Annotated in this window: 20 protein-coding genes and 2 pseudogenes; 7 read left to right on the top strand and 15 right to left on the bottom strand. The window is 50.2% G+C overall.

Going from position 1 to position 21,872, the window contains the following annotated elements:
* Positions 1 to 146: 146 nt before the first annotated feature.
* A complete protein-coding gene (locus tag BZG13_RS07615) occupies positions 147 to 926 on the top strand; it encodes a TerC family protein (RefSeq protein WP_077486187.1) in 780 nt (259 codons plus the stop codon).
* On the opposite strand, the gene BZG13_RS07610 is transcribed toward BZG13_RS07615, so the two are convergent.
* On the bottom strand, positions 923 to 1,249 hold the full coding sequence (locus BZG13_RS07610) for a DUF4144 family protein (RefSeq protein ID WP_077486186.1): 327 nt from the start codon (positions 1,247 to 1,249) through the stop codon (positions 923 to 925). The two genes, BZG13_RS07615 and BZG13_RS07610, sit on opposite strands and share 4 nt — an antisense overlap.
* Positions 1,246 to 1,608 (bottom strand): DOPA 4,5-dioxygenase family protein, encoded by a 363-nt coding sequence (locus tag BZG13_RS07605; RefSeq protein ID WP_077486185.1) that lies wholly within the window; start codon positions 1,606 to 1,608, stop codon positions 1,246 to 1,248. Before BZG13_RS07605 ends, BZG13_RS07610 begins: the two co-directional genes overlap by 4 nt.
* Positions 1,609 to 1,785: 177 nt before the next feature.
* On the opposite strand from BZG13_RS07605, the gene BZG13_RS07600 reads away from it, so the two are divergent.
* The gene (locus tag BZG13_RS07600) at positions 1,786 to 2,259 is read left to right on the top strand and encodes a peroxiredoxin (protein WP_077486184.1); all 474 of its coding nucleotides are present in this window, start codon (positions 1,786 to 1,788) and stop codon (positions 2,257 to 2,259) included.
* 89 nt (positions 2,260 to 2,348) lie between these two features.
* Here BZG13_RS07600 and BZG13_RS07595 read toward each other — a convergent pair whose 3' ends face one another.
* From BZG13_RS07595 to BZG13_RS07580, 4 genes are all read right to left on the bottom strand, one after another.
* On the bottom strand, positions 2,349 to 3,983 hold the full coding sequence (locus tag BZG13_RS07595; RefSeq protein WP_077486183.1) for an acyl-CoA synthetase: 1,635 nt from the start codon (positions 3,981 to 3,983) through the stop codon (positions 2,349 to 2,351).
* 146 nt (positions 3,984 to 4,129) lie between these two features.
* The gene (locus tag BZG13_RS07590) at positions 4,130 to 6,229 is read right to left on the bottom strand and encodes a TonB-dependent siderophore receptor (RefSeq protein ID WP_077486182.1); all 2,100 of its coding nucleotides are present in this window, start codon (positions 6,227 to 6,229) and stop codon (positions 4,130 to 4,132) included.
* Between the two features lie 247 nt (positions 6,230 to 6,476).
* Positions 6,477 to 6,917 (bottom strand): GNAT family N-acetyltransferase, encoded by a 441-nt coding sequence (locus BZG13_RS07585; RefSeq protein WP_077486181.1) that lies wholly within the window; start codon positions 6,915 to 6,917, stop codon positions 6,477 to 6,479.
* 12 nt (positions 6,918 to 6,929) lie between these two features.
* Complete coding sequence (locus tag BZG13_RS07580) at positions 6,930 to 7,514, bottom strand: nucleoside deaminase (protein ID WP_069361311.1); 585 nt, start codon at positions 7,512 to 7,514, stop codon at positions 6,930 to 6,932.
* A 292-nt stretch (positions 7,515 to 7,806) separates the two neighbouring features.
* On the opposite strand from BZG13_RS07580, the gene BZG13_RS07575 reads away from it, so the two are divergent.
* Positions 7,807 to 8,841 carry an efflux RND transporter periplasmic adaptor subunit gene (locus tag BZG13_RS07575; protein WP_241824629.1) on the top strand — a complete coding sequence of 345 codons (1,035 nt, stop codon included), beginning with the start codon at positions 7,807 to 7,809 and terminating at the stop codon, positions 8,839 to 8,841.
* Positions 8,842 to 8,851: 10 nt separating this feature from the next.
* The gene (locus tag BZG13_RS07570; protein WP_077486179.1) at positions 8,852 to 11,944 is read left to right on the top strand and encodes an efflux RND transporter permease subunit; all 3,093 of its coding nucleotides are present in this window, start codon (positions 8,852 to 8,854) and stop codon (positions 11,942 to 11,944) included.
* An 81-nt stretch (positions 11,945 to 12,025) separates the two neighbouring features.
* Here the strand turns inward: BZG13_RS07570 and BZG13_RS07565 are convergent, their stop codons facing one another.
* Positions 12,026 to 12,919 carry a LysR family transcriptional regulator gene (locus BZG13_RS07565; RefSeq protein ID WP_077486178.1) on the bottom strand — a complete coding sequence of 298 codons (894 nt, stop codon included), beginning with the start codon at positions 12,917 to 12,919 and terminating at the stop codon, positions 12,026 to 12,028.
* A gap of 90 nt (positions 12,920 to 13,009) precedes the next feature.
* Between BZG13_RS07565 and BZG13_RS07560 the strand changes: the two genes are divergently transcribed.
* The gene (locus tag BZG13_RS07560; protein ID WP_077486177.1) at positions 13,010 to 13,945 is read left to right on the top strand and encodes a DMT family transporter; all 936 of its coding nucleotides are present in this window, start codon (positions 13,010 to 13,012) and stop codon (positions 13,943 to 13,945) included.
* A 6-nt stretch (positions 13,946 to 13,951) separates the two neighbouring features.
* Here BZG13_RS07560 and BZG13_RS07555 read toward each other — a convergent pair whose 3' ends face one another.
* Together BZG13_RS07555 and BZG13_RS07550 are read right to left on the bottom strand one after the other, a co-directional pair.
* Positions 13,952 to 14,644: a winged helix-turn-helix transcriptional regulator gene (locus BZG13_RS07555; RefSeq protein ID WP_077486176.1), complete on the bottom strand. Its 693-nt coding sequence runs from the start codon at positions 14,642 to 14,644 to the stop codon at positions 13,952 to 13,954.
* Between the two features lie 210 nt (positions 14,645 to 14,854).
* The gene (locus BZG13_RS07550) at positions 14,855 to 16,096 is read right to left on the bottom strand and encodes an NAD(P)/FAD-dependent oxidoreductase (RefSeq protein ID WP_077486175.1); all 1,242 of its coding nucleotides are present in this window, start codon (positions 16,094 to 16,096) and stop codon (positions 14,855 to 14,857) included.
* Between the two features lie 685 nt (positions 16,097 to 16,781).
* On the opposite strand from BZG13_RS07550, the gene BZG13_RS07545 reads away from it, so the two are divergent.
* Both BZG13_RS07545 and BZG13_RS07540 read left to right on the top strand, forming a co-directional pair.
* Complete coding sequence (locus BZG13_RS07545; RefSeq protein ID WP_077486174.1) at positions 16,782 to 17,789, top strand: amidoligase family protein; 1,008 nt, start codon at positions 16,782 to 16,784, stop codon at positions 17,787 to 17,789.
* A complete protein-coding gene (locus BZG13_RS07540; protein WP_077486173.1) occupies positions 17,765 to 18,463 on the top strand; it encodes a gamma-glutamyl-gamma-aminobutyrate hydrolase family protein in 699 nt (232 codons plus the stop codon). Before BZG13_RS07545 ends, BZG13_RS07540 begins: the two co-directional genes overlap by 25 nt.
* A gap of 67 nt (positions 18,464 to 18,530) precedes the next feature.
* On the opposite strand, the gene BZG13_RS07535 is transcribed toward BZG13_RS07540, so the two are convergent.
* From BZG13_RS07535 to BZG13_RS07510, 6 genes and pseudogenes are all read right to left on the bottom strand, one after another.
* Positions 18,531 to 19,004: a 2TM domain-containing protein gene (locus BZG13_RS07535; RefSeq protein WP_077486172.1), complete on the bottom strand. Its 474-nt coding sequence runs from the start codon at positions 19,002 to 19,004 to the stop codon at positions 18,531 to 18,533.
* 146 nt (positions 19,005 to 19,150) lie between these two features.
* Positions 19,151 to 19,366 carry a VF530 family DNA-binding protein gene (locus BZG13_RS07530; protein WP_021023695.1) on the bottom strand — a complete coding sequence of 72 codons (216 nt, stop codon included), beginning with the start codon at positions 19,364 to 19,366 and terminating at the stop codon, positions 19,151 to 19,153.
* Positions 19,367 to 19,575: 209 nt separating this feature from the next.
* Positions 19,576 to 20,040 carry an NUDIX hydrolase gene (locus BZG13_RS07525; protein ID WP_077486171.1) on the bottom strand — a complete coding sequence of 155 codons (465 nt, stop codon included), beginning with the start codon at positions 20,038 to 20,040 and terminating at the stop codon, positions 19,576 to 19,578.
* Positions 20,040 to 20,564: pseudogene (locus tag BZG13_RS07520) on the bottom strand (GNAT family N-acetyltransferase); the annotation flags it as partial. The gene BZG13_RS07525 and the pseudogene BZG13_RS07520, both read right to left, overlap by 1 nt.
* Positions 20,565 to 20,618: 54 nt before the next feature.
* Positions 20,619 to 21,128, bottom strand: a pseudogene (locus BZG13_RS07515) (GNAT family N-acetyltransferase); the annotation flags it as partial.
* An 80-nt stretch (positions 21,129 to 21,208) separates the two neighbouring features.
* Positions 21,209 to 21,796 carry a GNAT family N-acetyltransferase gene (locus BZG13_RS07510; protein WP_077486170.1) on the bottom strand — a complete coding sequence of 196 codons (588 nt, stop codon included), beginning with the start codon at positions 21,794 to 21,796 and terminating at the stop codon, positions 21,209 to 21,211.
* Positions 21,797 to 21,872 lie beyond the last annotated feature (76 nt).

Below are 21,872 nucleotides of genomic sequence, written 5' to 3'. Positions count from 1 at the left end.
GTCAACTCGCTATTTCTCTGCTTGCCAAGGTGTCAAGACGGTGCTTATATAAGCACTCTTTAGTCACAGAGGTAATCACAATCCATGGACAGCGACCGATGTCGTGTTATGCCCTTCCCCGCTTCCTTTAATCAGGAGGCCATCGTATGTTAACACTCTTTTTGGAACCCGAAACCTGGGTGGTCTTCTTTACCCTTCTAACCCTTGAAGTGGTATTGGGTGTTGATAACTTAGTCTTTATCTCCGTACTGTGTGAACGTCTCCCTAAAGAGAAACGCCGCTTTGCGCGCACCTTGGGTATTGGTCTGGCCGTGATTAGCCGGATTGGCTTATTGCTTTCCATCGCTTGGGTTATGTCGTTGACTTCGCCCCTGTTTACGATTGGTATGGAACCGGTTACCGGTAAAGACCTTATCATGCTGTTTGGTGGTGGCTTTTTGCTGCTAAAAAGTGCCAAAGAGCTGTGGGCATGGTTGGGTCATGGCGAGCCCGTGAGCCATTCGACACAAGTGCGCACCGGTATGGCAGTGATTTTGCTGCAAATCGTTGCGGTAGATGCGGTATTCTCGATGGACTCAGTGATCACTGCGGTCGGTCTCACCCAAGATGTGCCTGTGATGGTCGCCGCCATTATTACCGCCGCCATCATTATGATAATTGCGGCAGAGCCCGTGAATAATCTGGTCAGCCGTTACCCTGGGTTTAAAACCTTAGCCTTGTTGTTCTTGGTGTTACTAGGCTTGCTGCTGATGGCCGAAGGTGCTGGCATTCATATCAACAAAGGCTACGTATATGTTGCGATGGCATTTGGTTTGATACTTGAGCTCTGCCACATTCGATTGCGTAACAAGCAGCGCTTGAACATCAAGCGTATTCGTCCGCACTCTTCGTTGAAAGTGTCACGTCGGATTGCTGACAGCCGTTAATTCCCAGAGACCGTCGCCACACTGTTGATGGCGGCGGCCCTATCTTTAAACTGGATTTTTCCCACACAACACTGCCCTTGCTGCGCATAATGCGCTTGAATACGCGCCACAAGCTGCTCAAGTGGCATGATTTCCCCACTTGGCTGCCAGTGCTGCCCCCCATTTTCGCTCAACCAACAAATGCCTTCGCTATCTACCAACCGATCGTCTTCAGTGATCACATTGTCGCTCAGCGCCTCAAGCGACGCCGAGTCTGACGCAAACGAGAGTTCATCATCGCCGTGCCAAATCAGCAGTGCTGGGTATGCAAGAAAAGCATTCATTGCTTGGGCTTAAATATGGCCAGATTGAGTTCAACAGACGGGCCCATCCAACCCACGTGAGCCGTATGGTCAATGTAGTCATCGCCCGTCACGCCATGCAAAAACACGGTTAAATCACCGCGATGCGCCTCAAGCCATGCCATCACCTCGTCAAACTCAGCCTTATCAAAGGCGATTTGGAAGCTCCATCTTGGGTGTGGGCCAACACACCTACGATGAAAGCGGCCAAGGTCGATGGGCAGTGATGATGCGGCGGCAGCCTGATAGATAGCATCCGCCTGCGCTTCGGTGTCAGCCTCGTAGTAGACATGGGCATGGTAAGCCTGGTGGCGGTTTGGAAAGTCAATGATTCGAGACATTTAGATTCTTCTACAAATCGATATGAATGATAAGAGTTTACGATAAACCAACACATATAAAAAGCGCCTTTCTACAAGGAGCTCGACTGGGTAACCCTTCGTCAGTCTGAGTATATAAGCATACCGCGTCCATGCTAAGCTTGAGCTAAACGCAAAGACAATGACCAAGGAGTCATCATGATTCAGCAAGGACAATCTCTACCGAGCGCCACCCTCAGTGAACTCACCGCTGAGGGCATGCAAACCCACGACATCCCTGCCCTTTTCGCCAACAAGAAGGTTGTGCTGTTCGCGGTGCCGGGGGCCTTTACCCCGACCTGTTCAGAGTCGCACTTACCGGGTTTTGTGGTGAAAGCGGATGAGATTAAAGCAAAAGGCGTCGATATGATTGCCTGCGTATCGGTTAACGATGCCTTTGTGATGCAGGCTTGGGGCGAGGCACAAAATGCCAATCAGATTCATATGCTGGCCGACGGTGATGCGAGCTTTACCAAGGCGCTAGGACTAGAAATGGATTCAGGGAAGTTTGGCGGTGTTCGCTCACAGCGCTATGCCATGATCATTGAAAATGGCACCGTCACCCAGCTTAATGTTGAGCCGCCGAAAAGCTTTGACGTTTCCAGTGCTGAAGCCGTACTCAAGCAGCTATAGGTTTGCCAGATGTTAGGCGATAACTCGCCCAACTGACGGCCTGAAGGTAATTTAGTAAGCGGTGACGGGATGACGCCACCGCTTTTTTATTACACTGACTTTTCACTCACGTTACGACGCAGTACATATTTTTGCACTTTCCCTGTCGACGTTTTTGGGAGTGTTGTAAAGATCACTTTTTTAGGCGCTTTAAAGTGCGCCATTTGCTCACGACAGAAAGCAATAATGTCTGCTTCAGTTACGACTGATGCTTCGGTCGTTTTGACAAACGCACAGGGAACCTCACCCCATTTTTCATCGGGCATCGCTATCACCGCGACTTCGTCAATCTCGGGGTGACGATACAAGACATCTTCAATTTCAATGCTGGAAATATTCTCTCCACCACTAATAATGATATCTTTCAATCTATCTTTGATTTCGATGTAATTATCGGCATGCCACACCGCTAAATCGCCCGTTCTAAACCAGCCGTTACTCATGGCATCTTCGGTCGCGCTGGGGTTCTTTAAGTAGCCTTTCATAACGATGTTACCGCGGACAAAAATCTCACCGAGTGTGCCACCATCTTTTGCAACCGGTTTAAACGTCACCGGATCGGCGACCATCAGATCCCCTTGCATCGGCGCGCGTACGCCTTGGCGCGCTTTCATCCGCGCTTTTTCTTGTTGGGAGAGGTGATCCCAATGATGCTGCCAATCACACACCACGCAAGGACCGTAGGTTTCGGTGAGCCCATAAACATGGGTCACAGCAATGCCCATCGCTTCCATGCCCTCAATCACAGAGGCAGGTGGCGCGGCACCTGCGGTCATGACCTTGATGGTATGCTTAATGCCAGATTTTAACGCCGGATCAGCACTGTTGATCATATTAAGGACAATGGGCGCACCGCAGAAATGAGTGACTTTATGGGTTTTTATCGCATCAAAGATAGGCTCGGCCCGCACATGCCGTAGGCTGACACTCACCCCCGCCGTTGCGGCCACCGTCCATGGGAAACACCAACCATTACAGTGGAACATGGGTAGCGTCCAAAGATACACTGGATGGGAATCCATGTTCCAAGACAGCACATTACTCACGGCATTCAGATGGGCGCCACGGTGATGATACACCACCCCTTTGGGATTGCCCGTGGTGCCCGATGTATAATTAAGAGAAATGGCCTGCCATTCATCGTCTGGCAATGCGTACTGATAATCACCATCCCCTTTTGCTAAAAACGTCTCGTAGGTAGTTTCACTGATGCATTCGCCATACGGATACAAGGGATCATCAATCGCAATCACTAACGGACGGTGTTTAATCATCTTTAACGCCCGCTTAGCCACTTCCGTCATTTCCTTGTCGACGATAAACACTTTGCTTTCCGCGTGTTCGAGGATAAAGGCGACGGTTTCCGCTTCTAACCGGGTATTAATGGTATTGAGTACGGCACCTGTCATCGGCACACTAAAATGCAACTCAAAGACTTCAGGCAGGTTGGGAGCCATCACCGATACCGTATCACCCAGCCCAATGCCGGCTTGAGTCAATGCCGAGGCAAATTGACGACAACGCTGATCGACTTGCTGCCAACTCCAACATAAATGGCCATGAACGCTGGCCGGATAATCTGGATAGACGCTGGCGGCCCGCTCAAGAAAAGAAAGCGGGCTCAGTGTTTGATAATTGGCTGGACTTTTGTCCAAGCCAAGATCGTAGATATTATTAGATGACATAACGCACTCCTTGCTGACTGTGTCTAGATAACTAGATCACGTTAGCATGTCATCGAGCATGCGCTATTCAACTTAAGTCGATATGGCGGCGATAACGCAAAAAGGCCCAGCGATGCTGAGCCTTGGTGATTAATGTTCCGTTTAAGTTAAAAGTGCAGTGACGCGCCGAGGACGACTTTGCGCTCTTCGCCCAGCGTGGTTTTATTTTGGACACCACCGGCGAGATAGCTCTCGTTGAAGAGGTTTTTCACATTCACCGTGAGTTTTAGATCAGATCGTTCACTGGTTTGTACCGTGTGGCCGACACCTGCATTCACTGTGGTGTAACCTGGTTTATGATAGGTATTTTTAGTATCGCCATAACGATCACCGACGTAACGCGCACCCACGTTCACATAGGTTTGGTTATCGACATCATAGCGAGACCAAATACTGGCGCCCCACTCGGGTGTATCGGCAGGCTGTTTACCGTCATGCTGAGGGTCAAACGGATCTTCGGTCCGTGCATGCAAATACGTTGCGGAGCTATGCAGTGACCAGCTATCGGTCACCTGGCCGGCAAGGCTGACTTCAACCCCTTTATGCGTTTGTTTACCTAATTGTGTGGTGCGTGCGTTATAATCGTCTGATCCGGTGATCGCTTCTTTAACCACCTTATTTTCTTGCTCAATTTGGAACACGGCCGCGCTAAACAAAGCTTGGTCGTTTAGCAACGTTTGCTTGTAACCGAGCTCGTACAACTTACCTTTTACCGGATCCAGCGCCATGCCGTCATTGATATCGTTATTACTATCAACCGGGTTTTTCGGCTCAAAGCTCTCGGAATAAGTGACGTACAGGGTTTGTTCGGGGATTGGGTGATACATCACCGCCGCTTTCGGTAGCAGGTTATAGTAAGTATCGGTTTCGTTTTCTTCGCGATCGTAGCGAAGCCCTGCAAGCACTTGCCATTGTGGATTCAATGTCATTAAGTCTTGCGCGTAAAAGCCAATTGAATCGGTGGGCTGACCGCCACTCAGTTTCTCGCTTCCATTATTATGGATCTCAGAAATACTAGGCTCTCGATAAGCACCCCCAATTTGAGCGATTAAAGGCGCATAATAGTACTTGTGTACCATAGAATCATTTCGCAGACCATTCATGCCAATTAATACTTGGTGATTGATTTGGTTAGCGTCAAATTTACCTGTGATATCCGCGTAGGCCGTATCGARCACCCAATTGTCGTGACGGTCCATGGCAAAGTATTTGAACGATTGGGTATTGGCGTTGTAGGTTTCACGCTTTCCAAACCCTTCATGATAGTGGCGCTTGTAATCTTGGCGATTGTAGCCGGCTTTGACTTTCCAATCCGGCGTTAATTGGCTGACAATATCGATTCCGTAGTTCTCGACATCAATGTCCATGAACGACCAAGGTGCTTCCCAGATAAATTGGCTACCCAGTTGCGGTTGACCATTGATRATGTTGGCGCCGTTATCGCTATTACTGTCATCAATCACACGATCATAATGAAGAGAAAGCTGGGTATCGGGCGTGATGTCGTAATCTAGCATCAAGCCTGCAATTTGGCGGTCGAGCTCAGGTTCACTGCCATCTAAATAGCGACGTGATGAGCCCTCGCTTTGTTTCGATAGCACCATCCGACCACGTAAGGTGCCGCTCTCGTTGAGAGAACCCGACGCATCGGCGACGGTGTGTTGATAATCGTTAGTACCGACTTTCTGACTGATTGACGCTTGGAACGCAGCTGTTGGTCGTTTGGTGACCATATTCACCAGACCGCCCGGTGCGGACTTGCCATAGAGCAAACCTGCTGGCCCTTTTAACACCTCAACGCGTTCCATCAGCTCAACAGGATGGCGATAATAAGACCATTGCTGCTGGCCATTACGCAGGTAGCCTGTTCCGGTATCAAGTTCAAAACCGCGAAGCGAGAAAATCTCACGATTACGGTCCGTACCGCCCACACCAATGCTGGCGTCATTCACCAACACATCCCCTAACGTGGTCGCGTTTTGCTCTTGAATCAGCGTTTGATCCATCACAGCCACTTGGCCCGCTGTTTCTAGTTGGCTGACATCCATTCGCATCGCCGTTTCGTTGCTATTAGCCTTAAAACGTGCCTGATGGCCTTCAACCACATAGACTTCATCAACGGGTTCTGTCGGGTTGGTTGCAGCTGCACTGGTAAGGGGTGACAGCGCGACAGCCACAAAAACGGCAAGGGGGTGTTTCTTCAACATGAGACTTCCTGTAGCTAACGATTATTTGAACTTACTGGAACATAAACAACAATCAGTCTCATTTCCATTTGTTTTTATCGATACGCAACTGTTTGCGCTTTTTTTCGTCAAGGTTGTATGGGTTGTGTTAAAAATGTTAAAGGTTTCATCGGGTTATTGATAGGCCACCGTTTCGTTACTTAGCGGACATTAGATAATTGTTTATCAACGTGACCCAATCTATCGACATACTCAAGCGCCTTGTTGTTCATTCGGACGTTGCGCTTAAAGACAACGAAAGCGTGAGAACCGCATCTCGGCTGCGCCCTGTCTCCACAAAACCCAGCGCTTGGTACAATGAAACGGCTGGGTTTTCTGCAAAGACACGCAACGCTAACTGCGCATAGCCAGACGTTTGCGCATAAGCCATCGCCCAAGTGATGGCCTCGCGGCCGATCCCTTGCCGCTGCTTACTCGGCTCAATCTGCAAATCACGGATAAAAAGCGTTGCACCGTCTGCCTTCAAGCGAATCACGCCACAACGCTTTCGCTCATGGCGAATTTCATAGTTATCAAATATTCGCCAACTTTCCATAAACCGCTGGGGATCCCAAGCGATATTCCTCGCCTCGTAGTAAAGGGCCATATTCTCTTGGGTCAGCTTTTGACTGTACTTCGCATCCGTTGTCGGACAAATCGCAACATCCATGTCGTTTTCCTCTCATTCACGCTTGGCTAAACGTGCCTTGACGGCACTTACACCTTGCCAATCTTCTAGCTCTTGTTCGGGGTACTCGGATCGAAATTGCTGATACAACGCAATGCCCTGGGGATCTTCCAGCACATCAACCGTCACCCCTTTTTCTTGCAGCATCGTCTCGTTACCGCTCGCACTGGTGACATCCCCTACCACCACTCGAGAGAAACCGCGCATGGTAATCAATGTCGCGCACACATCGCATGGGCTTAAACTGGTAAACAAGGTTGTTTGGCTGAAGTCGATTCGCCCGGCATCACGTATCGCAGCCGTTTCACCATGGTTGTAGGGGTGATTGTCTTGCACCAAGGTGTTATGTCCTTTGCCCACAATTTGACGTGTTTCATTGTCAATAATCACCGCGCCGATGGGGCATCCTCCTTCATCCGCGCTTTTTTGGGCTAACAACACCGCAATGCGCATCAAATCGGCATCGGTCAGTTTTTGGCTGAAGCTGTTATCCACCAGCACCGGCAAACTGCGCGTTGGCATATGCGCCATGGCACGTAGCGCGGCTTCGTCCACCGTACTGTTTGCATTTAATAGCATCCACTCTCTCCTTATTTTATCTGACAGATAACGTTAAGCTGCGTCATACCACAAGATCATCAATTTACTCGCAATTAATGAACCAAACAGTGATAAGGTTTGTATTGGTCAGTTTGATATTTGTTATTGGTTTAATCGACCTTTTGCGCCTTCGTCTGTACTTGTTAGCCAAGGGTGGTGATAGCAACTCTGTTCAGGGATTTTTATGATAAAACGTTTGATTATTATGTTAGTCGCATGTGGGCTCGTTTTTGGGGGAATTTTTGCCTACAAAGCAGTAGGCAATCATTTTATGAACCAATTCTTTGACAACATGCCTGCCCCTACGGTCACCGTGACGGCCACCACAGTCTCAACCCATCCTTGGCGAGAACAACAAACCACCATTGGTAGTTTTGCGGCCATTAATGACACCCAGCTCACTACCGAGGCAAGCGGCATCGTCAACAATATCTTGTTCGATAACGCGACGTCGGTGAAAAAAGGACAACTGCTCCTCACGCTAGATGCCAGCGTTGATGAAGCAGAATTACGTCGGCTCGAGTCCGTGGCAGAGCTAGCCCAACTTGAGTTAAGACGCTATCAACGGCTGTTTAAAGACAAAAACATTTCTGAATCCGAGCTAAAGCGCAAAGAAAGCGAAGCCAAACAAGCGATTGCCGCTGTCGACAGCCAAAAAGCGCGCATTGAGCAAAAGTCATTAACCGCGCCTTTCGACGGCATCATTGGGATCAGAGACGTCAGTCTTGGCCAATTAATGTCCCCGGGGACAGCGGTTGCGACACTCACGTCAGTGACCCCGATTCACCTAAACTTTACCCTGCCCGAGCAGCAGCTCAGCACGCTGAAAAATGGCCAAACCGTTTCTGCCACGATTAGCGCGCGGCCCGACGAGGTCTTTACCGGCACAGTGACTGCGATTTCGCCGGTTGTGACGCCGTCGAGTCGCAGTGTTGATATTCAAGCCACCTTTGACAACCCAGATGCCGTTTTACGGTCAGGTATGTTCGCACGCGTGAGCCTTGATCAAGGTGAAGAAACGCAAAATGTCTTGCTGGCACCACAAAGCGCGATTCAATTTAATCCGTATGGCAACGCAGTCTTCGTGATCCAAGAGCAAGACGATGCATTGACGGTACAACAGCGCTTTGTGCAAACGGGCGCGCGCCGCGGTGACATGATTGTGATTAAAGACGGCCTTCAACCCGGTGACCGTATCGTTACCTCCGGCCTCCTCAAGCTCCGTAACGGCAGCAACATCAAGATCAGTGACAATGAGCGTGTTCAGCCGAGCGAAGATCTTGATCCCAACGTTGTGAATCAATAGGAGCGATTCGATGCGATTTACCGACGTCTTTATCAAGAAACCCGTCTTGGCCTCCGTAGTGAGCCTATTCATTATCTTGCTCGGCTTACGCGCCATCACCGACATGAATGTGCGTCAATTCCCCGAGATCAAAAATGCAGTGGTCAGTGTCTCTACCACTTATATCGGTGCAGATGCCGACCTGATTCAAGGCTTTATCACCACGCCGCTGGAGCGTGAAATCGCTGCCTCAGAAGGGATTGATTACTTAGTCTCGACTTCAACTGCCGGTGTGAGCACCATCGAGGCCTATTTACGCCTTGATTACGACCCGAATGAAGCACTCACGCAGATTGCCGCACAGGTGAATAAGGTGCGCTCTGAGCTGCCTGATGATGCCCGTGAGCCCGTCGTTACCCTGCAGGTGGGGGAAACAGTCGCGGCTATGTACCTCGCGTTCTACTCTGACGTCCTCACTGACAATCAAATTACCGATTACTTGGTCCGGGTGGTCGAGCCACAGCTGTCGACGATTCCCGGTGTGCAGCGTGCTGATGTGTTAGGTGCCAGTAGCTTTGCGATGCGGATCTGGCTCGACTCGGTCAAAATGGCCGCTTACGATCTCACAGGCACGGATGTGATTGCCGCCCTGCGCAGCAATAATGTGCTGGCTACGTTGGGGCGAACCAAAGGGCAAGACGTAGCGATTGATTTAAACGCCGCCACCGACATTCATGACGTTCAACAGTTTGAAGATTTGGTGATCAGCAGTGATGACCAATCTGTTGTGCGATTGAGTGATGTGGCGACCGTTGAGCTCGGCGCCGAAAGTTACCAAACGTCGGTGAACTTTAACGGGCTTGATGCCACCTTTATCGGCATCGAAGTCTCGCCAGATGCCAACGCGCTGGATGTGATTGAGGCGGTAAATCAGGTGTGGGATGCCGACATTACCACCCAATTGCCTCAAGGGTTATCGGCGTATATCGCCTATGATTCAACCGAGTATATTGATAACGCCATTGATGAAGTGGTGATATCGATTATTCTCGCCTTAGCCATCGTGGTGTTTGTCATCTATGGCTTTTTGGGGTCGTTACGCTCAGTGATTATTCCTGCGGTCGCGATCCCCGTATCGCTCATCGGCACCTTCTTTTTAATGTGGCTGCTAGGGTTTTCCATCAACCTACTGACACTGCTTGCCATGGTGCTTGCAATCGGTGTGGTGGTCGATGATGCGATTATCATGCTTGAAAACGTGCACCGCCATATCGAAGAAGGCAAAAGCCGAACACAAGCTGCGCTTGAGGGCGCGCGCGAACTGGCGTGGCCGATTATCACCATGTCGACCACCTTGGTCGCGGTATTCCTGCCCATCGGCTTTGTTGGAGGCTTAACCGGGGTACTGTTTGTTGAATTTGCCTTTACCCTCGCCGCATCGGTGATCTTATCCGGCGTGGTGGCGCTTACGCTATCGCCCATGATGTGCGCCTATGTGCTCAAGCCCTATCAGGCGGACAAAGCGACCCAAGAGCGCTCACTTGAGCACTGGCTGGATAAGCAGTTTGACCGATTGCATCATCGCTACCAACGCACACTTCATAGCTTGTTGAATACCAATGCGGTGATCCTCACGTTTGGCGCGATTGTTTTAGTGTCTTGCTATTTCTTGTTTATCACCAGTCCCTCTGAGCTTGAGCCCGCTGAAGACCAAGGGTTTGTGTTCTCCATCCTCGAAGCCGACAGCCAAACCACGCTGGATGCGTTGTCTGCCAGTACTGACGAATTAAACCGACTGATTGACGATGTACCAGAAATCGACAACGTCTTTATTATCAATGGCTCTGGCGGCACCAATAACGCAATCGCGGGCATTGTACTTGCGCCATGGGATGAGCGAGAGCGTAGTACTCAAGCGATCTTGGAAAACGAGATTCAACCCTTTATGGACAGCCAACCGAGCTTAAGCAGCTTTGCCTTGGTGCCCCCTTCACTGCCGTCTCCGGGCGGCGGCACGCCGGTTGAATTTATTATCGGTTCAACACAACCCTTTGAAGCCATTAATGAGGTGGCGAACAATATCGTGGGCAAAGCAATGCAAACGGGGCGGTTTATCTTCGTCGATACCGATCTGAGCATTGACCGCCCCAAACAAACGGTCAACATCGACCGTGAAAAAGCGGCTTTGATGGGCGTGAGCATGCAACAGCTTGCCGCGGATATGGGCTCACTGTTATCTGGGGCAGATGCGGGACGCTTTTCACTGGAAAATCGCTCATATCGCGTGATCCCGCAAGTGGCGCGGAGTGAACGTCTCACGCCAGAACAACTGCGCCAGTTTTATACCCGCAACCAAGACGGTGAATTGGTTCAGCTATCAACGTTAGTGACCTTAGAAGAAAGTGTGCAACCTCAAGCGTTACGCGGTTTTCAGCAGCTGAATGCGGTGAAAATTTCCGGTGTGCCCCGCCCTGGCGTGCCTTTGGGGGAAGCCCTGGGTGTGCTCGAAGAGATTGCGGCGACAGAATTGCCAGCAGGCTTCAGTGTCGATTATGCCGGACAGTCACGCCAGTTTATGAGCGAGGGCCAGCAACTGGTCGTGACCTTCTTCTTTGCTTTAATCGTGATTTTCTTGATCTTGGCGGCGCAGTTTGAGTCGTTTAAAAACGCGATCATTATTTTGGTCACCGTGCCAATGAGTGTCTGTGGCGCGCTGATATTTATCAGCCTCGGCTTTACCACCTTGAACATTTACACCCAAGTCGGCTTGCTTACCCTCGTTGGCCTGATTGCCAAACACGGGATACTGATCGTCGAGTTCGCCAATCAGCTCCAACAAGAAGGACGGAGCAAACGTGAGGCGATTGAAGAAGCGACCGCCATCCGTTTACGCCCTATCTTGATGACAACGGCGGCGACGGTGCTCGCCATGATCCCGCTCTTGATTGCCTCTGGAGCCGGTGCAGGCGCTCGTTTTGCTATGGGGCTGGTGATTGCCAGTGGGATGACATTGGGCACCTTGTTTACCCTGTTCGTGGTGCCTGCCATGTATCTGTTCTTAGCCAAAACCATCACGCCGGCATCCACCGAGTTATCGCCAGCGCACACGCATCATAGCGATTAATCGAAAAATAGTACCCATTGGGGCCACTGAAACGTGGCCCCTTTTGCATCGGGCAACAGCCTTTTTATGTCCGATTACGCTCTAAGAGGACATAAAACGTGCGAGGACAAATTCCACCAGCAATCGGACGCGCAAAGGCACCTGTTCTCGGTCTCGATAGAGCAAAAATAGCGTGCGCGCTCGACTGCACCATTGCGGCAACACGCGCTGTAATTCGCCCTGCTCTATCAAAGGTAACGCGGAATAATCAGGAATATAGCCGATACCAAATCCAGCTTGCACGGCATGGGTTAACATTTGAATTTCATCCACTTCTGCACGTATGCCGGTGGTGGCTTGATAATCAAACGCCTCTCCCGTTTGATGGTGTGTAAGTTCCCAAACCGTCATCGGATGGCAAATCACCACCGGCTGACCACTCAGATCATTGGGTGAGCGCACATTGTGATAGTCACTGTCAGGGCTAGCACACAAAATGAAATGAATATCGGTGAGCGGCCGCGCAATCCAATTTTCTACCACTGGATTCCCGACTCGAAACACCACATCCATGCCTTCCGCTTCAATATCTATCAAGCTATTGGAAAAGTTAAGATCCAGTTGAATCTCCGGATACTCACGCATAAAGTCGAAAAAGACGCGGCGTAAAAACTGCTTACCGGCATTGATCGGTGCGCTAATACGAATTTTGCCTTGGGGGTGATATTTCTCGCCCACTAAATCATCATTGAGTGCCTGCAACTCATCGAACAGTCCTGCGGCACGAGCAAAGTAGCGATGGCCAATTTGGGTCAGAGAAATACGATGTGCATCGCGATTGAGTAAACGCAGAGCAAGATCCTGCTCAAGCTGGCGAATACGACGGCTGAGGGTCGATTGCGGCATGGCAAGCTGCTGCGCCGCGGCTTTAAAACTCCCCAATCGCGCCACGGTACAAAAACAGCGCAAATCGTCTAACGAATAGCTAGGTTTCATATTTGGAATCTACCGTTCTGATATTGTCGGTTTATTCATATTTTGAAACTTATACACTAGCGCCCATCACTCAACAAGTCAGGTCTTGCTATGACAACTACTACTTCACTGTGGAAAGCCGTTGCCCTTCTCATTTTATGTGCCTTTTTTTGGGGCAGCACTTTCCCAATTGGTAAAGATGCGCTGAATGAAGTGAATGCGCTCACCTTGGTCTTTTGGCGATTTGGGATCGCGACCATTTGTCTGGCTCTGTATCTCAAAGCAACCCGAACCAAGATCCCCCATCTCAGCGCCAAGCAATGGCTATGGGCAACCACCGTCAGCGCCGTGGGGATAGGCGGCCTTAACCTCTGTTTGTTCACTGGGCTCGAGTATACCCAAGCGACCAATGGGTCATTAATCATGGCGCTCAGCCCGTTGGTGACCTCACTCATCGCCTGCATCGCGATTCGTGCGTTGCCGCGTAAAGGCCAAGTTTTCAGCTTGGTGGTGAGCTTATCGGGCGTGCTCATGGTGATTACCAATGGTCAATGGCAGATGCTCAGCCAATTAAACTTTAACCAAGGCGATCAGATGATTTTCACTGGCATGTTTGCATGGAGTGCGTACACCTTCTTCAGCCAAGGCATTGGCCGCTGGATGCCGGTGATCCCCTACACGTTTTTGGGCATGCTTAGTGGCGCGACTGTGATTGGTATCATGTGTGCTCTTACACCAAACGTGCATCCATTTGGCGAAGTTTGGGCTGCAAGTCCGCTGGCCGTCTCCGAACTCCTGTATATCGGTGTGCTGGGTACTGTCGCTGGTTACTTACTCTGGCTCAACGGCGTGCGCCATCTAGGTTCAGCCAATGCGGCACTCTTTTTTAACTTTGTGCCTGTGTTCGCGGTACTCACCGCGTTTTTGATGGGACAAGCCGTGAGCCAGCTTCAGGTGGTGGGCATTATCATTGTGATCGCAGGACTGTTATTACCACGCCTCCCCCACCCTGGACGCTGGCGACTTGCGCTGTCACGCTCAGCTTAAACGCCATTAAATAAAGCAATAGCCTTTGCCGTGGTCGGTTTGCAAGCGCTCAGGCGGCAGTCCAGCGTCAGCGAGTTTTTTCCGAACACGGCTTAAATGCATATCGAGGCTGCGATCATCAGGCGTAAACGTTTTTTTAAGCACCTGACGATAAAGGAGTGACTTACTCAACGTAGTATCTTTATGCTGCGCAAGAAGCCACAAGAGTTCGAATTGTATGGGTGTTAATTTGACCGCTTGGTCATCCACTCTGACTTGGTGTGTGTCTTGGTGCATCCAGAGATTATCAACTTGCAGCTGGCCTGATGACTCTTTGATCACCACCATGGCATGGCGGCGATGCATCGCAATCGCGGTGCGCAGCATACACTCATCAATATCAATAGGGACAGATAGCACATCTTCCGCCCCGGCATTCAGCGCGGCCACGCGATCAGCCGCCGCTTGACTTGCCATTAAAGCAATAAACGGGCACTGCTCGCTCAACCAGCGCAAGGTTGTCATTTGCGCCTCTCCCTCTGGCACCCAGCTAATCAATTGCACAGCATCCCAATCGGGCATTGGATCATCAGGGCCAATCACAGTCACATCGCAGCCGTGATCTCGCAGCCGAGCTTCGAGTAGCGCGATAAATGACTGATCTTCTGGGCCGCGCACGACAATGGCGGGCTTAGTTTTGGAGAAAAACGCCTGGTGCATCAGTGGTCCTATCTAAACGTTCACGTCACATCAATGGCTGAACCCTATTTATCGTCATTGTCACTCAAAAAAGGATTCGCCAAGCTATTCATTGTCTTACAGTATTAGCCTGTAAAGCAAACGGGTTTACGTCGACTTCAGCGTTTTCGATCCCTCATGGCGTGGGAATGATGACAAACTCAGCAGCCGACCACTAAAAGCGATCGACCACTAAAAGCGATCGACACGATACGGATGCATATCAATATCCGTGTGTTCCTCATCTATCATTTGTCCCAACAATTTTCCGGTCACAGGGCCCAAGGTAAAACCTTGATGACCATGACCGCATGCCAACCACAATCCCTTTTGGTCGGGCGCTGGGCCGATCATGGGCTTCATATCGGGCAGGCAAGGACGCCCACCTTTCCAGGGCGCCGCATCCACACGATCACCCAGTGGATAAAGCGAACGGGCGACCTGTTCAGCGGCATTAAGTTGGCGTTCATTCACTGGCGCATCCAATGCTGTCAATTCTGCCCCTGTGGTTAATCGCACGCCCGCGCGCATCGGTGCGAGCAAATAACCCACTTCGGCGTCCATAATCCAATGATTGAGCGGGGTGTTAGCGTCAGCTTGATAATGCATGTGATAGCCACGTTTGGTGAACAAAGGTACCTCTATGCCTTGCTGACGCAACCAGTAAGATGACCACGGTCCCATCGCCATTACAACCCGATCCGAGCGAAGACGCGCGTGATCTGTTTCGATGACCCAATGTCCGTCTTCCTGCTTGAGTGCTTGCAAATTGGCGCGCTTTATCTCGCCGCCTTTGGCGATGACATCGTCGGCGTAGGCTTGAACCAAGGCGCCTGGGTCGGTCACTGTCCAAGGTTGTTTCCAGTGGATCGCGCCCGCCAGCGAAGCCGTTAAACTTGGCTCCATCGCCGCGATCTGTGCTGCGTTTAGCATCTCATAGTCAACGCCATAGTTGACACTGTCTGACGCGGCACGCGTACACTCTTCGTCTAAAGCTTTTTGGGTGCGGAATAATTTTAGGTAACCCTCTTTGCGGATCAATGACCCTGCTTGAGCAGACGTAATCATCTCCTCGTGAGTCTCTAAAGATTGCATAATTAACGCCGCGTACTCTGGCACCAGTTTTTTATATTTACTCTCACTGGAGTAGTGCCAGTATTGCAACAGTGGATGCGCAGCGCGGATCACACTGGTGGGACGGTAGCGGATATCGACCGAACGATTGGGTAACACGCGCAACAAGGTGGCAAGATCGCGGGGAAAGGCATAAGGTCTCACCGCCTCGCGCTGAATAATCCCAGCATTGCCAAATGAGGTCTCTTGCCCTGGCGCAACCCTATCAATAACAGTAACCTCGTACCCGCGCTTTAAAAGATGCCACGCCACCGACACGCCCACCATGCCTGCACCTAATACCACCACATTTTTGGCCATTTTTTCACTCCCTGAACACGCCAAGTCATTTATTGTCACTGCGAAATTTATCCGCGTAATTCCATGCTTTTACACATAACCAATAACGACATCAATCATACACTGATGAGTTTTCCGGCGCGCTCTCAGTCCATGAACGATGTCGGCTTAGTCTCTGATTACCATGCGACGTTTTTACGCTGGGTTGACGTACAAACCGGATAGCTCAAAGATTTCGACAGCTTTATTGAACGCTTCTACCGCAGTTATCATCCACTATATAATGGAAATATTCCTRTTATACATCCCCAGCCGGTCGGTATTGCGGTCACCAGCGGCCAGGACTGGGGACACAACGTGGTGGTATCAACGCAAGGAAGAGGAGAGCAATACGGGGAAGCTTCTCTACCCTTTGAGCAGTTTTTATCTCGACTATATTTGTACCATGATGACACAATTCAGGTCGGTATAAAGCGCCCACTGCCCAGCGACGCTCTCAATGAAATCAAGCGTATAGCAGTTGAGAGTTGGGCTAAAGATCGAATAGATAAAGCCCAAATGCCGTTATGAATGACTAAGCATCAACCTGTTCCGTGTCCTCAGCGTCCCTGAACAGGTGTTGATTATTTATCCTCTTAGGCCTTTAAGTGTTACAGGTTTATCCCCACCTATTCCCTATCATCGATAAAAATGAGGCTAAAAAACCATGGATGCGCCACATTCACCACTTAAAACACCGCCTCAGATCACCAACGCTGAGGGAAATACGCGCCGCGTAGGCGTTGAGATAGAGCTCAGTGGCCTAGAGCTGGATACCATCACCCAACTAGTGGCTGATTTTTTCTCTCTGAGCGTTAAACGTGGTGGTCGATATGACCGCCGCTTAAACGGGGACAAAGCCGGGGATTGGGTCATCGAGCTCGACTATGCCAAGCTCAAACGGTTAGGGCAAAGCGATCGTAGCGAAAACACAGTCACCAATCGACTGGATCAATCGGCTGAAGACTTATTGGCATGGGCGGCAAAAGCCTTTGTTCCCGTAGAAATCGTCGGCCCGCCTCTCCCTCTTGACCGCCTACAAGAGGTGGACCAACTCATTTTGCATCTACGCCAGCAAGGCGCCGAAGGGACCGAAGACAGCCCGGTTTATGCGTTTGGCATGCAGCTCAATCCAGAGCTGCCTGATTTAACCGCTAAGACGATTTGTGCGCACTTAAAAGCATTTTTATGTTTGTATGACTGGCTTTTAAAACGCGCCGATATTGATCTCTCGCGGCGCTTGACCAACTATGTCGACCCTTTCCCGAAAGCGTATGTCGAGCGCGTACTGGCTGATGATTACTGGCCGGATCTGAATATCCTGATCGATGACTACCTTGCCGACAATCCCACACGAAATCGTGCATTAGACATGTTGCCCTTATTCACTCACCTTGATGCTGAGAAAGTGAATAAAGTCATCAATGATGGGCTCACACAGGCGCGGCCCACATTTCATTATCGGTTGCCGGACAGCAAAGTCAGTCGGACTGATTGGGGCATTCACGAAGCATGGAACGATTGGGTGGAAGTGGAAAAACTCGCCGCCGACCCTGCGCGACTCAAGGCGTGTTGCAAGGCCTATTTGGGGTATATCAATGACCCATTGGCACGTATCGTGAATAACTGGGCGGAAAAGGTGCACAATGTATGGATAAACCCGTCATCGCAATAACCGGCCCCAACAAAGGCGCAAGGCTGCCACGTTTTTTTGTTGCCGCGGCCGTCAAACTCTATGGTGGCAAGCCGTTACAACTACACCCCGGTACCGCGCTGGACCCAGACGCCTATCATGGCGTAGTGATTACCGGCGGGCACGATGTCGAGCCTGTGCTGTACGCCGCCGAGCCCGAAGTGAAACCCAACTACGATCCCGAACGTGATGAACTAGAGAGCGCAGTAATCAAAAGCGCGTTAACCAGTCAAAAGCCGCTTTTGGGCATTTGCCGTGGTGCGCAACTTCTCAACATTTGCTTAGGCGGCACCTTGCACCAAAGCTTACGCGAACAGCGCAAGAAAACCTCTCATCGCTGGACAATATTACCGATGAAAACCTTGTGTATATTGCGTGATGTTAACGGCCATATCCAGCAACGGTTGGGGCAAGGCAGACGCAAAATAAACAGCCTGCACAACCAAGCAATTAACGCGTTAGGCGAGGATTTAACGGTAAGCGCACGTGATTTAGATGGTATTGTACAAGCCATTGAATCACCCAACCGCCCCTATACACTGGGCGTACAGTGGCATCCGGAATTTTTGCTTTATCTTGGCTGTCAGCGTGCGCTGTTTAAGGGATTAGTTGAGCATGCAACGCGCTTCCAGCAGCGACAAGCGGCCTCTCAGTAAACATGTCTGTTAGTTGGTGAGAAACAAAAACGCCGAGGCACATTCGCTCGGCGTTATCGGGCAGAGGTTAACGCTTTGACCGCGCGTTCAGTCGCTTCTCTATCTGACGTTTTTCCCACTTATCACCAAAGAGATCGACAATGCCCAGAGCACTGACACCGTGGCTGACCACGGCAATCCCCCATCCCAATGCGACCCACCAAGCCCAGTAATAGTCTGGAGTGGTTAGCCAGTTGATAATAAACAAAATCGCTAGCACGACCACATAGCGCGTCAAATGAGAATAAAACCCGCCGAGGGCGCGGACGCGCTTGGTAATCGCTCTTTCCTCTGGACTCATTGAAGTATCTGCCTGCATGTCTGTCTCCTTTTGCAAATCAGTAATGTCGATATCAAACACAGCAGCCAACGATTTCAGCGACTCCAATCCGGGTTTGTGGCCGCGCTCGATACGTTGAATCGTTCGAACACTGAGCCCACTAAATTGTGCTAATTGGTCTTGCGACCACCCTTTTTGAACTCTGAGTGCTTTCACGTTCATCCTTGCTCCTTTGTGCTCTTCCCTATCGACACTATGCAAAATGGGGGCGACATTACCACGACAGCGCCCCGACACCTTAACGACAGTTATTTAAAATCAATCATTTACCATGAACCCGCTTGATAACCAATCCGTGTATTTTATCCTTAGCAAAAGGTATCAATATACAAGGCTTCGACCTTATCTCGCGCCCACTGCGTTTTGCGCAAAAATTTAAGCGATGATTTAATAGATGGGTCATTATGAAAGCAATTCACACGAATACGCTGATAAAGACCGGACCAGCTATAGTGTTCTACCAGTCGCGTTAAAATGGTTTGTAAGCTAAGTCCGTGAAGTGGGTTATTCGGTTGTTCTTGCATACTCGTTCTCACGTTTTGGTTGGGCGCACAACGTACACGACTAGCCTCGCTAGCCAATAAAAGCGCTACTTTACGTGACGATGAAAAAAAGGCGAGATCAACACCGGTAGCGCGCCAGCTTATAATCAAGGTTTAGCTGGCACCTAGGAAACCGTGTCATTATGCAATATGATGCCATCTTGAGTAAAAAAGCGTTCCATGCTCATCATTCATTCCTGACGGTTAGGTAAGTTGACGCGATATAACGGGTTGATGGGCCGGTCAACAAAATAAGCCCACACATGGTCGTATACCGCATGCTGATTTGGATACGGCGCCAAGGCTTTTGCTTCATCGAGTGAGCACCAGCGAAACTCGGTGTGTTCATCATTAAGCGTGATGGCTTGGTTATCATCACACATCACCACAAACACAGGGATAAGCTCGATCACATTCACTGACGCTTCGTAAAACTGCTCCAAAAACTGCGCGTTATACAAGTCAGCCACCGTAATCTGGGTCTCTTCGCTAAACTCACGGACGATGGCGTCCACTCCGGTCTCACCCGCTTCAATCGAGCCCGCAACATGGCACCAGAAGCCACCTTTCACTCGCTTCATCAGCAGCATTTTTATTTCTCCCTCAATACGAGAGAGCGCCACGCCAGAAACCACAGAGGTATTCACTGGGATCATCATTTCTCCTCGGCTTCACATGCCGCCACTTTGGCGTATACCACAGTACTAGAAATCGTGCCGCTAGGTAGGATACGGTCGTTGGTAAGCATCGCTTCTTGATGATACCCACAACGCTCGGCTACCGCGCGGCTGCGGGTGTTTTCGTAGGCGGTTTTGATTTCGACACGCTTGGCATTAAGGTCATTAAACGCGTACTGCTCTAGCGTTCGCACCGCTTCACTCGTATAGCCAAGGCCTTCTTTGGAGCTCCGCAGCCAATAGCCTATTTCAAAATAAGGAATCGCGATATTACGGATCATTAGACTGATCACACCCACCAGTTGCCCCGTCGATTTTTCAAAAATCGAGTAGCGTAGCTCATTAATAAACATGTCGAAGTCGTCAATCGCTTGTTGGGTGTTTTCAATCGAGCTCGATTCGGTCAACGCGTGCGGCAGCCAATCCATAAAAGGCGCAAGGGTGTGCTGGCTTTCCAACACGGCTTCTAAAATGAAAGGCTGATGGGTCATATTGGGCGCCACCAGCAAGAGACGGTCACTGTCCAGTTGGTCCACGCGCGGGAAACATCCATTAATGTCCACCCAGTACCGCGCCAATGGTTCATTGAACACTTCACCATTGATGATGTTTTCCAACGTGCCGCCATTAGCTTCAATTACTTTGCGCGATGCCATATTGCCTTCATTCGCGGTAATTAGAGCGCGAGTGATCCCCAGCTCTCTCGCCTTGGGCAGTGCTAAGGCTAACATTTGCTTGCCACATCCGCGCCCACGATATGATGGCGCAATGTCGTAGCCAATGTGTCCAGCTTCTTGGGTTAGAAATGGCGTATTGATGTGATGACGGATCCGAATCGCGCCAATGATTTGTTGCTCAGCATCAAGCAGCCAGAAATGACTACACGGCACATATCCTTTATAAAGGTTTTTACCCAATGACTCATCCGTTAACCGCGTCACGTAAGTGGGGAAATCGTCTTTCCCCGACCGATAGTAATCGGCATTGTCGGGGTCAAACTGAACAAAATCATCATAAAAGCGTGTAAAGGCTGCTTGATAATTGAATGCGGGGACGACTAATTCCATGTGCTTGTTCCAAGTCCTATAATAGAACTAGGCTATCTCATTGATATTGAGAAATAAACATCCTTGTCTCTCGTGTTGTTTTAGTTCAGCGCCTTGACCATGGTGGTGGCGCCTGAAAAGCCGACTAACCATTTTAGGTGAGGAAAACGCTCTTCTTTGGTAGCGACAAAGCCCTTGGCTTGATAAAGCTTGCGGGCTCTGGGGTTGCTATTAATGACATCTAATCGAACGCTTTCAAAGCCATGCGCTTGGGCACAATCCATAATAGCATCCAACAATTGGGAGCCAATCCCCTGCCCGCGCACAGCGCTATCAACAGCAATGCCATCCATCACCAATTCATTGGGTGCCGCTTTACGCTCAAACAGCGCCAATATCGCGCAGGCCCAAGCTCCTTTGATGACCCCCAAACTATCGATCAACTGTTTCGCGTCCATGCCCTGTGTCAGTGCGCCGGTTTGAGTTTGAAACCCAGCCAACCCCACCACCTTGCCGTTTTGCATAGCGGCAAACGAAAAGTTTGGGACAAAACACTGAGACAATACCGCTACGCGCGCTGCCTGATTAGGGATTGCCCGTGCGAACTTCATCCCAAACGCCTGCTCATACAACTCAGCGACGTTTTGTGCTTGCTCAAGCGGCCATCCCTGCCGGATCGCTATCTCCATTGGCTCCCCTCAGTCTTCTTCAATAAAAACACCCACACATTTATCTTGACGTAAAGATTTTTAATAACTATCTTTA

It is taken from the genome of Salinivibrio sp. ML323, from assembly GCF_001995745.1.
Classification (GTDB): domain Bacteria; phylum Pseudomonadota; class Gammaproteobacteria; order Enterobacterales; family Vibrionaceae; genus Salinivibrio; species Salinivibrio kushneri.
The sequence above is the reverse complement of the archived record's forward strand: the minus strand, read 5'-3'. Positions and strand labels throughout refer to the sequence as shown.